Raw genomic sequence first — 13,920 nt, 5'->3', positions numbered from 1 at the left:
TTACCCTATCTTTTTTCATGCTATTTGTCTAGAGTTGCCGGACTGTATGACTTTCAGGCGACCTGTCGCCCCGGCAGCTATATCTGTTGTTCCGTCTAAAACTTGAATTTCTGGTAATGGTGTAGCTGTGACTGATGCTGAAATCGGGAAATCAAAGGGATTTTCATCGCTGTCATTATTGACAAATTGCAGCGTACCTGATTTATTTCCTGCTGCTGTGGTATCTACTTGAAGAACCAAATTCGCGCTACCGCCAGCGGCAACTGTTGCAGGTAAGGTTCCGACTATGCTAAATCCGGTGGGTAAGGTAAGGTTGCTGAGGTTTAAAACTGCTGTACCGAGATTTTTGACGGTAAAGGTTTTGTTGAGAGTGGTGCCAACTATGACGCTACCAAAGTCGATCGTACTTGTTGTACCATCTACTATATCTGTTGTTCCCTCTAATACTTGAATTTCTGGTAATGGTGCGGTTGTGACTGTGGCAGCTATGGGGAAATCAAAGGGATTTTCGTCACTATCGTCATTGACAAATTGCAGCGTACCTGTTTTATTTCCGGCTGCTGCGGTATCTACTTGAAGAACCAAATTCGCACTACCGCCGGCTGCTACTGTTGCAGGTAAGGTTCCGACAATGCTAAATCCGGTTGGTAAGGTAAGGTTGCTGAGGTTTAAAACTGCTGTACCGAGATTCTTAAGGGTAAAGGTTTTGTTGAGAGTGGTGCCAACTATGACGCTGCCAAAGTCGATCGTACTTGTTGTACCATCTACTATATCTGTTGTTCCCTCTAATACTTGAATTTCTGGTAATGGTGCGGTTGTGACTGTGGCAGCTATGGGGAAATCAAAGGGATTTTCGTCACTATCGTCATTGACAAATTGCAGCGTACCTGTTTTATTTCCGGCTGCTGCGGTATCTACTTGAAGAACCAAATTCGCACTACCGCCGGCTGCTACTGTTGCAGGTAAGGTTCCGACAATGCTAAATCCGGTTGGTAAGGTAAGGTTGCTGAGGTTTAAAACTGCTGTACCGAGATTCTTAAGGGTAAAGGTTTTGTTGAGAGTGCCGCCAATCGTTGCACTGCCAAAGTCGATCGCACTTGTTGTACCATCTACTATATCTGTTGTGCCGTCTAATACTTGGATTTCTGGTGCAGGTGCGTTGTATGTGACACTATTATCCGTACTGGTACTAACAAAATTCTGATTGCCTGCTGTATCAGTAACGCCGTTAGCTTTGATGCTGGCAATGACGTTTCCGCTACCTGTGATACCGTTGACTGCAACTGTGTAAACGGGGCCGCTACCTGTGATGGTGGGCGTTAATGTTCCACTTGCTGTACTGGCAGTTAAGTCGATATCAGCAGCATCTAAACCTGTCACTGGTTCGCTAAATGTGACGGTAAAGTTGATGGGTGAAGTAGCAGTTGGGTCGGTTTGTGCTGTTGCTTGGTTGATCGTGACGGTGGGTGCCGTAGTATCAATTACTATGGCTTTATTCGCACCTAATGAATTGGCCGTAGCGGGAGTTGGTAGAGTTAGTGTGGCATTGTTGGTAGCAGCATCTTGAATTGTGCCACCGTTTAGTGCGAGGGCAGCAGTTGAGAGATAATCTAAGTCTGCACTTGCATGACCGGCGGCTACGGTGTAATTAAAAGTGAGGGTGTTAGTACCGCTACCGCTGGCATAGTTGATGCGTGTTCCTGCGCCTCCTGTGGCTAGGGTTAGCTGTGGGATGCCTGTGACGGTGACGGGTTCGCTGAATTGTACGGTGATGGGGATAATCTGACCGACAGTATAGCTGCCATCGGTTGTAGTTGAGGTGATGCTAGTGACTGTGGGTAAAACGCCATCGACTAATACAGCAGTGGTTGCACCGACGCTGTTGAGTGTCAAGATGGCGTTGACAGTGGCAGCATTTTGAATGGTTGCACCGCCGCTGAGGGTTAAGGCTGTGCCGACTGCGATGCCGTTGGTGTCTAGGTTGCCGGATGCAACTGTGTAGCGGAAAATTTGGGTGGTGTTGCTGGCCCCTGTACCGACGAGGGTGGCGTTGACTGTGCCGCCGGTGTCGAGGGTGATGGGGAGGATGGCACTACCTGTGCCTTGGGTGATGGTGACTGCTTGGTTGAAGGTAACGGTGAAGTCGAGGTTTTGTCCCACTCCGTAGCTGCCGTTGGCGACTGGGGTGACGCTGGTGATGGTGGGTGGGGGGTTGATTGTGATGTTGGCGGTTTCAGTGGCTGTGCTGAAAACGCTGGATGTGCCGTTGGTAGCTAAGTCTGTGGTGTAGTTGGCGGTACTGCCATTTAGGCCAACTATTTGATCCCAAGCGGCAAAGGTGATGGCGTTAGCAACGGTTCCGTTATAGGTGGCGTTGGGTACGAAGCGGATGCGGGTGTTGGGATTACTAGCTAATAGTAAGGCGTTGGTGGCAGAAACGGCTGGGGTGTTTGTCCAGGTGGTGCCGCTGTTGATGGTGTATTGCCAAGTGCCGTTAGCGGTGTCTAAACCGGTGATGGCGATGCCTTGGAGGGCGGCGGTGTTGGGATCGGTGATTTTTGTGCCGCCGAGGTTGGTGATGATCGTGGAGATTAATGTGCCTGTACTGGCGCTGTCGCCTTGGTTTTGGGCAGTGAGGGTGGGTGTGCCGCTGGTGTCTAAAACCGGGGAGTTGTTGACGAGGACGCTGACGGTAGTGGCGCTGCCGGGGCCGGTGCTGTCGTTGGCGGTGTAGGTGAAGGTGTCAACGCCGTTGAAGTTGGCGTTGGGGGTGTAGAGGATGTCTCTTTTGGGGTCGATCGCGATCGCATTCGCATTGACAATATTATTCGCATTCGGGTTGAAGGTGGCATCGGCGACACCAGTTGTGGGATTTAATTTGGCGATTCGGTTGCGGGTTTGTCCGCCCATGTTGGTGAAAAAGCCGCCCACTATGGGGTTGCCGCTGCTGTCTATGGCGATCGCTCTGACCAAACTATTCGCATTCGGGTTGAAGGTGGCATCGGCGACACCTGTTGTGGGATTTAATTTAGCGATATAGTTGCGGGGACTGCCACCGATGTTGGTGAAATTGCCGCTCACTATGAGGTTGCCGCTGCTGTCACTGGCGATCCCATAGACCTCAACATTCGCATTCGGGTTGAAGGTGGCATCGGCGACACCTGTTGTGGGATTTAATTTGGCGATTCTGTTGCGGGGACTGCCACCGATGTTGGTGAAATTACCGCCCACTATGGGGTTGCCGCTGCTGTCACTGGCGATCCCATAGACCTCAACATTCGCATTCGGGTTGAAGGTGGCATCGGCGACACCTGTTGTGGGATTTAATTTGGCGATTCTGTTGCGGGGACTGCCACCGATGTTGGTGAAATTACCGCCCACTATGGGGTTGCCGCTGCTGTCTATGGCGATCGTATAGACAAAATTATTCGCACTCGGGTCAAAAGTGGCATCGGCGGCACCTGTTGTGGGGTTTAATTTGGCGATGCGGTTGCGGGTTTGTCCGCCGATGTTGGTGAAACCGCCGCCCACTATGGGGTTGCCGCTGCTGTCTATGGCGATCGCTCTGACCAAACTATTCGCATTCGGGTTGAAGGTGGCATCGGCGGCACCTGTTGTGGGATTTAATTTAGCGATAAAGTTGCGGGGACTGCCACCGATGCTGGTGAAAATGCCGCCCACTATGGGGTTGCCGCTGCTGTCTATGGCGATCGTATAGACAAAACTACTCGCATTCGGGTTGAAGGCGGGATCTACTGTTCCATCGCTATTCAATCGAGCGATTCTGTTGCGTGTAACCCCACCGATGCTGGTGAAATAGCCGCCTACATAAATCCCGTCATTAATAATAGCTGTGCCGTTGGTGGGGGGGATGGCGATGCTTTGGACGTTCACTCTGCCCGTTCCAGTGTCGTTGGCTAAAACATTGATCTGGGTGGAAGTTGGTGTGCCACTGACGAGTAAGGCTTTGTTATCTGCCGCCCCTGTTGGTGGTAGGGTGTAGCTGTAATTGGGAACGTTCAGGGATTGGGTTGCTATGTTCCCTACTTTTACTTCTAATTCCCAGTCTCCCCCGGCGGCTTGATTCCCGGTTTTGTTTTTCGATGCAGCGATATTTGCCCCGGTTAGTTGATGCAGCTTTTGGATGAATTGCAATCCGATTTCTGTGGCTGCTACATTGCAGCCGTAGAGGAGGATGTCGGCATTTTTTGTTAAGGCTTTCCCCCACTGTTTAATTTTGTTGCTCCATTGGGCTAAGTTCTGATTGCTTAAGGTTTCTGAGCCGAAGTGTAAAGTGCCGGGGCTACCGTGGGAGAGGATATGAATTGCTTCTATATCGCTTTGAAGAGCCAAGGTATTAGTAATTTGTTCGATACCGCTCAAATTTTCATTTAAAATGAAAATTTGAGCGGTATCGGCGCTGTTAATTAGGGTTTGATAGTCTTGTACGGCGGAGTCTACGAAAATGATTTGCTTAGTCATCGTTAATTTGGTGATGATTTTTGTTGGGGATTGTCAATGCTAATCAGTTTGCTGTTGCTGGTTTGTAATAAAAATGCTCACAAATTGAGTTAAAGCCTCTTTAAGTTTTGTAAGTCGTCTGCATCTGAAAAGAAGAAGGCGATCGCTTTTCCGGTTGCTACTTGCTGTATCATTTCACACAATTGACATTTAAATAATCTCTGGAGGCAAGACAGTGCCTCCAGCATCTGAGACGGTATCTGCTTTAAGTTGGATGTTGCATAACTTTACGGGATTACCGCCGAGTTTATTGCAAAATCTATCTTGCGGTAGATGTCATCCAACTGAGTTTATGAATATACACTCGCGAGTGGGAGAAAAGTGCAATCGAACTCGGCCAATAATAATCATAACCTCAGTCATTGCTTTGGAAAAAATCTGCTCAGGTAAATTTTCACCAAAATCAGTCCTGGCCGCACTCGCAACCCAAGCGCTGGGGGGTCTTCTACCGGGATTCAGGGCTGTAAGAAGGTTTTTTGGTCGATCGAACTTGTGCTATTCTCAATTGCCAGCCAAACAATCTAATTGTTCTTGCATTTGGGCGGTAACTCGATCGAAACAAGCATCAACATAATCGCGATCGCCCGCCGCCTCCTTACCGTACCTCTCAAATACGATCGGTTCGCACACACGAGTCCGAATTTGCACTGGCAAAGGCAGGTTAGGCAAAGGCCCAACACTCAATCCCCAAGGCAATCCCAAATACACCGGAAATACCACCGGATCGATGCCAAACAACCACGGCATTCCCAATTCATGCAATTGCTTTGCTTGTTCGTACAAATCTGCCAAAACTATCAAAGTATCGTGGGCACCGTGGGATATAATTGGTAAAATTGGAACTTCTTCTCGCAATGCTAATTTGATAAATCCCTTGCGTCCCGCAAAGTAGATTTTATCGCGCAAGTGGTGGGGGCGAAAAACATCTTGAGCGCCGCCCGGATAGACGAGAACTGGGGCATTTTTTCGCAAAGCTGCGATCGCCATTTTCGGATGCGCCTTCAGGGCTCCACACTGAACCGCCATGCTAGCAACATCAGGAGAAACTTGCCAAACCGTCGGGTGCATCAATCCGTAGGCCAAGCGTTCCGTGCCGTACCTGCAGAACCATTCGTATAGGAACATAAACATATCGGGAGCGGCGAGTCCCCCGTTGTGAGAACCGACAACAAGCATTTTTCCGCTCGCTGGGACGTGGTGCCAGCCGTCGCTTTGGACGCGAAAATAGTAGCGGTACAGCCATTCCCAGATTGGCAGCAAAAGCTGAATGAAGTCGGGATTGCGATCGTCTAAAGATAGACCGTCAAAGGGATATTTAGAGGAGTTGCCGTCTTTTTTATTAGTAGTTTTTGTCACTGCAAAAGTATTTAACGCTTTGGTCATTATATAGCAGAAGGAAGAAAGCTTTAACTCTCGAAGAGAGAAGGCTTTAGTTATTTGGGGAAGGAGGAATAAGGGAGGAGATTAGTTGGGCTTTTCCTCTACTTGTGCGTGTGCTAATCGCCCTCGCCCTGCGAAAAAAAGATTTTTCCTATCATTAATATACTCCCATTCCGCAGGAATCTACCGCATTAGTTTCAGCAAGTGAAAACCTCATAAACATCGCACACGGTTGCTATAGCAATATAATTAAATCAGAATTGGCGCAAATATTTGGTTTCTGATTTGAGCGGGCTGCTTTTGTTCGGAGGTTTTATGCTGGTTGTCTATGTTGTTGCCTAAACCCGCCCCTTGGATTTTTAAACTGAGATGTTGCACCATTCTCAATAAGACTTTTATGGGCGGGCTCTCCTGCCCATCCCCTACTCCCCAGAAGAAATTCATTCTTTGTGGAACAGGCTGTCGGGGCTTTTAAGCGATAATTCTGCTCTGGGCGTGAGTTTCAACAGACTGGGGCTCGAACCGTAGCAGGCAAAGTAAAGCGTCAGCGAGTAAATATCAAGCAACCATCCAAGTTTCTTACGTAAGAGCAGCACCAAGGGCATCTGAAGTCCGGGAAGTACAAACCGGCGTTGTGACGACTAGAATCCTGAATGGAAATGTCTCCACAGGAACAAAACCGTTTGGAAACAGTTACAGCTTTATTTGTCTTCGCTCAACTCACCAAACATTAAATTATATAAATAAAGCTTGACTTGCGGTCATAAAAAAGTTATATAAAGCTTTTTTGTGGAAGACAAATCGATTTTTTTGCTATATTAACCTGCAATTAAGATAATGATTGTGGTTAAGTGAGGAGTTGAACGGATGAAAAACTTGAATTGCTGGAATAAACCCGCTGCATTGCTGGGCGCGATCGCGATCGTAGCCGGAAGTTTGCAGGCGAATGCCATCGGTGTTGCCGCCCCCTCAACATCCACTGTCAGTCAAGATGCGGAAAATATTTCCTTTGAAGATAGCGCCACCTTTCAAATAGCCCAGGCTGGCAACCTTTGCCGCAAAGTCACTCCCAAAGAAGGTTTGACCGTTCGCCAGAACCCAGACCCCAAATCCCCTAGAGTGGGCGGGGTAGGACTTAACACTCAGGTAACGCTGTCCCAAGGCGCTACTTCTGTTAAAGCCTCCGACGGTCGCCTCTGGATTCAAATTACCGCTCCCGTCACAGGGTATGTCGCTAGCGGCTATCCCAACGACGAAAGTAATTTAGGTTCGTGCACCATTAGTCAAACTCCTTCCCCAAGTCCCGCACCGGCACCTGCACCAGCGCCTGCACCAGCACCAGCGCCTGCACCAGCGCCTGCACCAGCGCCTGCACCAGCGCCTGCACCAGCGCCTGCACCAGCGCCTGCACCAGCACCAGCGCCTGCACCAGCGCCAGCAGCAACACCAGCGCCAGCACCAGCGCCTGCACCAGCACCAGCAGCAACACCAGCGCCAGCACCAGCGCCTGCACCAGCACCAGCACCAGCGCCAGCACCAGCGCCAGCACCAGCACCAGCGCCAGCACCAGCGCCTGCACCAGCACCAGCAACGGGCCCCGTAAGTCTGTGCCGCCAAGTAGAACCTCGCGTAGCGCCGAGGGGTCTAGCCATCCGCACCGAGCCTTCCAAGACTTCTGCTGTTAAAGGGGGTGTACCGGCTAACGGTCAAGTAACGCTTGTACCAAATTTCCAGTTAGTGAAAGATAAGAATGGAGAAAATCGCAATTGGGTTGAGATTTCAGGCCCTGTGCCCGGATTCATCTCGGCGGGAAATTTAATCATGTGCAAGTAAAATTCTGAGTTTGATCGCTCTTTTTGACTAAAAGAGCGATCGACACCGAAAATAGTTTTAAGTTATTGTCGCGCAGCCAGGGAAAAACGCGGAGTCCAGATTGCTTCCTGGACTTACGCAGAAATAACTTATTTCTGTCGGCAGCCAGCGGTAGCGAATCTTTCTGTGCCTCTGTTTTTCCTCGGTTGCCTCAAGTCTTAGCTTCGTTCCTCGCAACGCATCCGGGGTGAAAGAATTTAAGCAAAAAGCCGATCTACCTTTCTACCTACAGCGCCCGCTTGCCCAATTTTGGTGTCCGCGATTTTGTTGACACTTCGATTGTCGCCCAATCCCGACAATTTCCCACTTATTTTGCCTGAGTCTGAGTTCGATGCGGTGTCGCATTCCAGCCACCGAATCGTCAGCTAAACCGATGACTGTATGTACAATTACTGCTGTTTCTCGCGTGGGATATTCAACCGAAATTTGGTCGCTTTTTCGGCCTTCAGATTCTTCATCGCTGCTAAAGAGTTTTGCGGCGATATCTTTGGGGTTGGAGACGGTAATTTTGCGATCAACAAGGAACTGTTTAGCGTTAATTGCTTCGTAGTTCGATCGGGCGGCGGGCTGCCCCATTGCTGCGATGGGAATTTGGATGCAGGCGAAGACAGCTAGGAAAAAGAGCGATCGCTTGAGAGTGGATTAGTTCATTAGGCTTCAGATTGTGCCAGAAATTTTTGTCTCCGAGATGCGAAAGCCGCCAAATCTGCCTCGGTGAATTGAGTTTGCTGCCATGAGGGGCGGGCAAGCAGTCGATCGCACCAAGCTTGAATTTTAGGATAGCCGTCTAGGGACACACCAACCCAAGATAGCAAAGGCACGACGGTGCCGGCAACGCACTCGGCAAACGTGATACTGTTGCTAGCGAAAAAAGGGCGATCGTCCAACAAGCCTTCAAAGAATTTCAGCACAGTATCGATTTTTTCCTTAGCCTTTTCGATTTCCTGCGCTTGGGGAATTCCCCATCCCATTATTTCACTGCTTAGGGGGTAAAGTTGCGGTAGAAGTTCGTTAACCGTGACCAATTCTACCATCCTCACAACTGCCAAATCTTTCGGTTCTTTTGGCAGCATTGCCGGTGCGGGATACTTCGTTTCTAGATAGTCAAGAATTGCGAGAGACTCGACGACAGTGAAGTCATCATCGACCAAAACCGGGATACGATGAAAAGGATTCATTGCGATAAAGTCAGGCTGCAAGTGATCGCCGTCCAAGTGGATTTCTACTAATTCAAAGTCGAGGTTTTTTTCTAAGAGGGCGATCCCGACGCGGCGGGAGTTCGGGGAAATGGGACTATGGTAAAGTTTCATAAATGGTGTGCCTGGTTATTGAAAGGTAATAGAAGCCACATTTTGATTATGCACCTTCACTGTCATTTGATTTATTTTATTCAACTTTATCCTCTCCAGTTTCATCGTCTCCACTGTCGTCTAAATTTTTACTTTCATCGGAAACTTCATAATTATCCATAATTTCGAGCAATAAACGCTTTAGATTCTGATCCGGTGGGCGTTTTTCAAATTCTGCGTGCGTGTAAATCCACAGCAACACAACTTCTTTTTTTGTAATATCTAACAAATATATAAGTCGCCCCTGTTCAGCGGCTCCGCGAAGCTGAGGCATTTTAAACTCCAACTTCCACAGTTCCCATCCATCACGGCTACTGCCTTTTGGCCAAGGTTCAAAATGTCCCAACGGTGGACGGGGACGGGGGTCAACGCTCAAAAATCTGAGGAATTTTTGGAGTAATTCGACAAATTTTACTAATCCTGCCTGATTTTTACGATAGCGATCGCGGATTAGTTTTTGCTGAGTTTTATCAAAGTTCTTCGAGAGCTTGATATGAAATTGCTCTGATTCGTTCACAGGCCTCCTCCGCTGTCATCGCCTCGCTAGTTTCCCACCCTGCAAAAGTCTGTTCCAGGGCTTCAGATAGTGCTTTTTGATAAGCAATATCTTCCCGTTCTACTCCACTTAAAATCGCATTAATAAGTCTATTAAAGGCGTTAATATAAGCTACAAAACTATCGAGTTCACCTTTAAGTACAATCCAAGGTAAAGCGATAGCCAAAGAAAAAAGCCCCACAAATTTAAGCAACCTCTCTTTAATTCCTTGAGGGGGTTCAATGAAAGCATAGGCAAAAACTTTGAGTAATTCTTGCGTTTCAGCAGGAATTTTTTCCCAACGGTCTTCAATTATTACAGCTAAATTGTTTGCTTTTTGAGCCAGTTCCCAAAACCTTGAGGCGCTGGACGTGCGTGGCTGAAATATCTGCCGAATTTCGCTGGGGCTAATTGTGATGGTGGCTGACATTTGCCTGACCTCTGCTCACTTTACGATTACTCAGTCATTCTCAGTATATCATCTAAACAAACTTCTGAAAATCCTGTCATTGACTGATTATTGGCTTATTGTGACTTCCTGACGCACAGACGAGGTAATCGCCTCTACTAGAAATAATCGCTCACTAAGTGACAACTTCTGGGTTAATTCAACTAATTATTGAAACGATATTTTTTTGGATGTTTCTGAAAATTTATCATTCTGAGCTGGCGAAGAAACCTCACCATAACTTAAAGTTTTGACTGAAGTATTCTGCTCTAAAGTTGTCGTCATGTCTGCGTGGAGAAGCTCTAAAAATTTAATATCGTTCCCTAGAGCGGCTGCCTCATCCTCATCTACATCTTCTATTACTTGCAAACGTTCTTTATAGGCATTTATTTGATGTTCAAGGGCTTTTATAATAAATCTTAAATCTTTAAATAAATGATAGATTCATATTATTTCCATTCCCAAGAACGAATATTTAGCAATCCCTAACTAGACAGTTGCTGGAAGAAGCATATCCTCTACTTGTCTAATTTGCTCCCAATCAATTGCTGCAACCCAAAGACTTTCCTCTTCCGAATATTGCACTACGCCATCCACTTCTAATTCTTCGCTATAGAGGGTGAGCAATTGACCATTTTGCAATTTAATATTTTGGCGGCTCAAATCTTCAATTGTACCAACACAATTCAGACGAAGGCGACTCTGTTTATCAGCATTATGAAAGTCTGCAAAGATTCTGGGAGCACTCATATTTATTACAATTAAGATTTTTTATGATGGGGAAATTTACGCAACTGACTCATTTAGATGAGCTTGTAGGGTGCGTCAGACGAAGTGATGGATTAATATAACCAGGGTTTTAGCGTCTGACGCACCCTTACTCTATTTGCTAGTTGCCTAAGTCCTAGATGGGTTAGGGATCGTTGGTGTCAGCAGAAGACTTGCTTTTTCTGGTGGTAAGCCACTGAGAGTTGCATGATTTAAGCTTCTGCCAGAAGTACGGATGACATCTCCACCTTCCGAGCGAACTTTAGCCACTGTGGTAACACCCACTTGTCCGTGAGGGATTGCTAATGCTAATTCTGCTACAGACAATTCTACTGCACATTCTACAGAAATTCCCGTGATGCCGCTGGGGTGGGTTCCTATGGCACGTTGAAGATCTTCTGGACGATTAAGACCACCACGAACTACTAAGGCTTCGTTGGGAACTATCTCTACTTTTTCAGGCATTTTAACTCCTATGTTTTTTAACTAACGCAGGGTTAGGTTTTGGGTAACCTCGCGTTTGAGTACATAGGCACGGGGGCCTTAGAGATTGTGCGTTTAGTTAATTTCGCTTCCGAGTTAAAATTATGCCTACAGTAAAAGCACTTCCCAAAATAACAGGGCAGGCCCAAAAGCCCGCCCCATCAAACTATCGACTTAGTAATCGAAGTCGCCGCCGCCCATGCCGCCGCCAGCGCCTGCAGCAGCGCCATCCTTCGGTTCAGGCTTGTCAACGACGATACACTCGGTTGTCAGCACCATACCAGCAATAGATGCGGCATTTTGCAGAGCAGAACGAGTCACCTTCGCAGGGTCAACGATACCAGCTTCAAACATATCGACAAACTCATTTGTCGCTGCGTTGAAACCAACGTTGAATGGCTTTTCTTTGACGCGCTCAGCGATGACAGCGCCATTCAAACCAGCATTTTCAGCAATCCGCTTCAGAGGAGCAGCCAGAGCCCGTGCCACAATCAAAGCACCGGTCAATTCTTCGCCCTTGAGAGTGCTATTAGCCCACTCTTCCAATTGAGGAGTCAGGTGAGCCAAAGTTGTACCGCCACCAGGAACAATGCCTTCTTCGACAGCAGCTTTGGTTGCGTTGATCGCATCTTCAAGACGCAGTTTGCGATCCTTCATTTCTGTTTCGGTAGCCGCGCCGACTTTGATCACTGCGACGCCGCCAGCCAATTTGGCCAAACGTTCTTGCAGCTTTTCTTTGTCGTAGGAAGACTCGGTTTCGTCCATTTGACGGCGAATTTGTTCGCAGCGGGACTTAACGGCGGCTTCGTTACCTTCGGCAACAATTGTGGTGCTGTCTTTGGTGATGGTGACGCGGCGAGCTTTGCCGATCATTTCGAGCTTGGTATTTTCCAGTTTCAAACCGGCGTCTTCGGTGATCAGTTGACCGCCGGTCAATACGGCGATATCTTCTAACATGGCTTTGCGTCGATCGCCAAAACCAGGTGCTTTCACAGCAGTCACGTTCAACACACCGCGCAGCTTGTTGACAACGAGAGTAGCTAGAGCTTCTTTCTCAATGTCTTCTGCAATGATCAGCAGCGGGCGGCCTGAACGGGCTACTTGTTCGAGCACGGGTACTAAATCCTGTACCATACCGATTTTTTTGTCGGTCAGCAAGATGAAGGGTTCTTCTAGAACTGCTTCCATCCGTTCGGTGTCGGTGACGAAGTAGGGAGAAATGTAGCCTTTGTCGAAGCGCATCCCTTCGGTGATTTCGAGTTCGGTAGTCATAGACTTCCCTTCTTCCAGGGAAATTACGCCTTCCTTGCCCACTTTGTCCATTGCATTGGCAATCATTTGGCCGACTTCATCGTCGTTACCAGCAGAGATTGAGCCGACTTGAGCGATGGATTTGGAATCTACTACTTGTTTGGCGTGTTCGGCAATTTTTTCTACCAAGAAGCCGGTTGCTTTGTCAACACCGCGCTTGAGGGCGATCGCATTTGCGCCGGCTGCTACGTTCCGCAGGCCTTCTTTGACCATTGCGTGAGCTAGAACGGTAGCTGTGGTGGTACCGTCGCCTGCTGCGTCGTTAGTTTTGGAGGCTGCTTGACGGATCAAGGCAACGCCTGTATTTTCTACATGGTCTTCTAGTTCGATTTCTTTGGCGATGGTAACACCGTCATTGACGATTTGAGGAGCGCCAAATTTCTTTTCTAGAACAACGTTACGGCCTTTGGGGCCGAGGGTTACTGCTACTGCTTCGGCGAGAATGTCCATACCGCGTTCGAGGGCGCGACGTGCATTTTCGTTATAGATGATGCGCTTAGCCATAGTTTTTGGGGATGAGAGGGTTTGAGATTGTGGATTGGGGATGATGGATATTAGTCATTTGTCCCGTGTCATTAGTTGTTTGGCGGCGTTCGCTTTAAACTAATGACTGATGACTAATGATTGATGACTAATGATTAATTAGTTAACGATCGCCAGAATGTCTTTTTCGGCTAGCAAGACGTATTCGTCGGTGCCGAGTTTGATGTCGGTGCCTGCGTACTTCGAGTAGAGAACTTTGTCGCCGACTTTGACTTCCATTTCAACGCGCTTGCCGTCGTCATTGCGCTTGCCGGGGCCCACGGCCGCGACTTCGCCTACTTGGGGCTTTTCCTTTGCTGTGTCGGGTAGAAGGATGCCGCCGGCGGTTTTTTCTTCGCTAGCGCTTACTTTTACGAACACGCGCTCGCCTAAAGGTTTAACGGTAGAAACACTCAGTGATACTGCTGCCATAAATAAATCTCCAGATTACAGTTCCTAGTCAGTTAGCCGTTCGGAGTCGCTCTGAAAGCAACAGCCGACTGCTTACTACTGACATATTAGCACTCTCGACTCCTGAGTGCTAATTTAGCTTTAGTTAGGGGCGATCGCAACTTATCTGTCTGTACGGGTTCCCGAACCGAGAATGAGTGGAAGGGGCTGAAAGGGGGACAGGGAGAGTGGGAGAGGGGGAGAGGGGGAGAGTGGGAGAGGGGGAGAGTGGGAGAGGGGGAGAGGGGGAGAGTGGGAGAGGGGGAGAGGGGGAGAGGGGG

General features: G+C 48.3%; 13 protein-coding genes. 1 reads left to right on the top strand and 12 read right to left on the bottom strand.

From position 1 onward, the window contains the following. Positions 1–15: 15 nt before the first annotated feature. Together QUA58_RS29425 and QUA58_RS29420 are read right to left on the bottom strand one after the other, a co-directional pair. A complete protein-coding gene (locus tag QUA58_RS29425) occupies positions 16–4,482 on the bottom strand; it encodes a DUF4347 domain-containing protein (protein WP_333397645.1) in 4,467 nt (1,488 codons plus the stop codon). Positions 4,483–5,022: 540 nt separating this feature from the next. Next, positions 5,023–5,904: a glycerol acyltransferase gene (locus QUA58_RS29420; protein WP_333397643.1), complete on the bottom strand. Its 882-nt coding sequence runs from the start codon at positions 5,902–5,904 to the stop codon at positions 5,023–5,025. Positions 5,905–6,768: 864 nt separating this feature from the next. Between QUA58_RS29420 and QUA58_RS29415 the strand changes: the two genes are divergently transcribed. Further along, the gene (locus QUA58_RS29415) at positions 6,769–7,734 is read left to right on the top strand and encodes an SH3 domain-containing protein (protein WP_333397641.1); all 966 of its coding nucleotides are present in this window, start codon (positions 6,769–6,771) and stop codon (positions 7,732–7,734) included. Positions 7,735–7,995: 261 nt separating this feature from the next. Here QUA58_RS29415 and QUA58_RS29410 read toward each other — a convergent pair whose 3' ends face one another. The 10 genes from QUA58_RS29410 to QUA58_RS29365 form a co-directional block, all read right to left on the bottom strand. Continuing rightward, positions 7,996–8,349 (bottom strand): hypothetical protein, encoded by a 354-nt coding sequence (locus QUA58_RS29410; protein WP_333397640.1) that lies wholly within the window; start codon positions 8,347–8,349, stop codon positions 7,996–7,998. Positions 8,350–8,423: 74 nt separating this feature from the next. After that, a complete protein-coding gene (locus QUA58_RS29405) occupies positions 8,424–9,083 on the bottom strand; it encodes a glutathione S-transferase family protein (protein WP_333248560.1) in 660 nt (219 codons plus the stop codon). Between the two features lie 76 nt (positions 9,084–9,159). Beyond that, positions 9,160–9,639: a hypothetical protein gene (locus QUA58_RS29400; RefSeq protein WP_333248562.1), complete on the bottom strand. Its 480-nt coding sequence runs from the start codon at positions 9,637–9,639 to the stop codon at positions 9,160–9,162. Then, a complete protein-coding gene (locus QUA58_RS29395) occupies positions 9,593–10,087 on the bottom strand; it encodes a hypothetical protein (protein ID WP_333248564.1) in 495 nt (164 codons plus the stop codon). Before QUA58_RS29395 ends, QUA58_RS29400 begins: the two co-directional genes overlap by 47 nt. Positions 10,088–10,273: 186 nt before the next feature. After that, positions 10,274–10,474: a hypothetical protein gene (locus tag QUA58_RS29390; protein WP_333248566.1), complete on the bottom strand. Its 201-nt coding sequence runs from the start codon at positions 10,472–10,474 to the stop codon at positions 10,274–10,276. 120 nt (positions 10,475–10,594) lie between these two features. Then, the gene (locus QUA58_RS29385; RefSeq protein WP_333248568.1) at positions 10,595–10,855 is read right to left on the bottom strand and encodes a hypothetical protein; all 261 of its coding nucleotides are present in this window, start codon (positions 10,853–10,855) and stop codon (positions 10,595–10,597) included. 147 nt (positions 10,856–11,002) lie between these two features. Further along, a complete protein-coding gene (locus tag QUA58_RS29380; protein ID WP_333248569.1) occupies positions 11,003–11,338 on the bottom strand; it encodes a flavoredoxin in 336 nt (111 codons plus the stop codon). Between the two features lie 192 nt (positions 11,339–11,530). Further along, the gene (groL, locus tag QUA58_RS29375; RefSeq protein ID WP_333397639.1) at positions 11,531–13,171 is read right to left on the bottom strand and encodes a chaperonin GroEL; all 1,641 of its coding nucleotides are present in this window, start codon (positions 13,169–13,171) and stop codon (positions 11,531–11,533) included. 138 nt (positions 13,172–13,309) lie between these two features. Further along, on the bottom strand, positions 13,310–13,621 hold the full coding sequence (gene groES, locus QUA58_RS29370; protein WP_194008182.1) for a co-chaperone GroES: 312 nt from the start codon (positions 13,619–13,621) through the stop codon (positions 13,310–13,312). Positions 13,622–13,707: 86 nt separating this feature from the next. Then, positions 13,708–13,920 (bottom strand): hypothetical protein (locus QUA58_RS29365; protein WP_333397638.1); only part of this gene is annotated, 213 nt, incomplete at its 5' end.

Origin of the sequence: Microcoleus sp. N9_A1 (assembly GCF_036701795.1) — a bacterium.
Taxonomy (GTDB): Bacteria; Cyanobacteriota; Cyanobacteriia; order Cyanobacteriales; family Microcoleaceae; genus Microcoleus.
The sequence above is the reverse complement of the archived record's forward strand: the minus strand, read 5'-3'. Positions and strand labels throughout refer to the sequence as shown.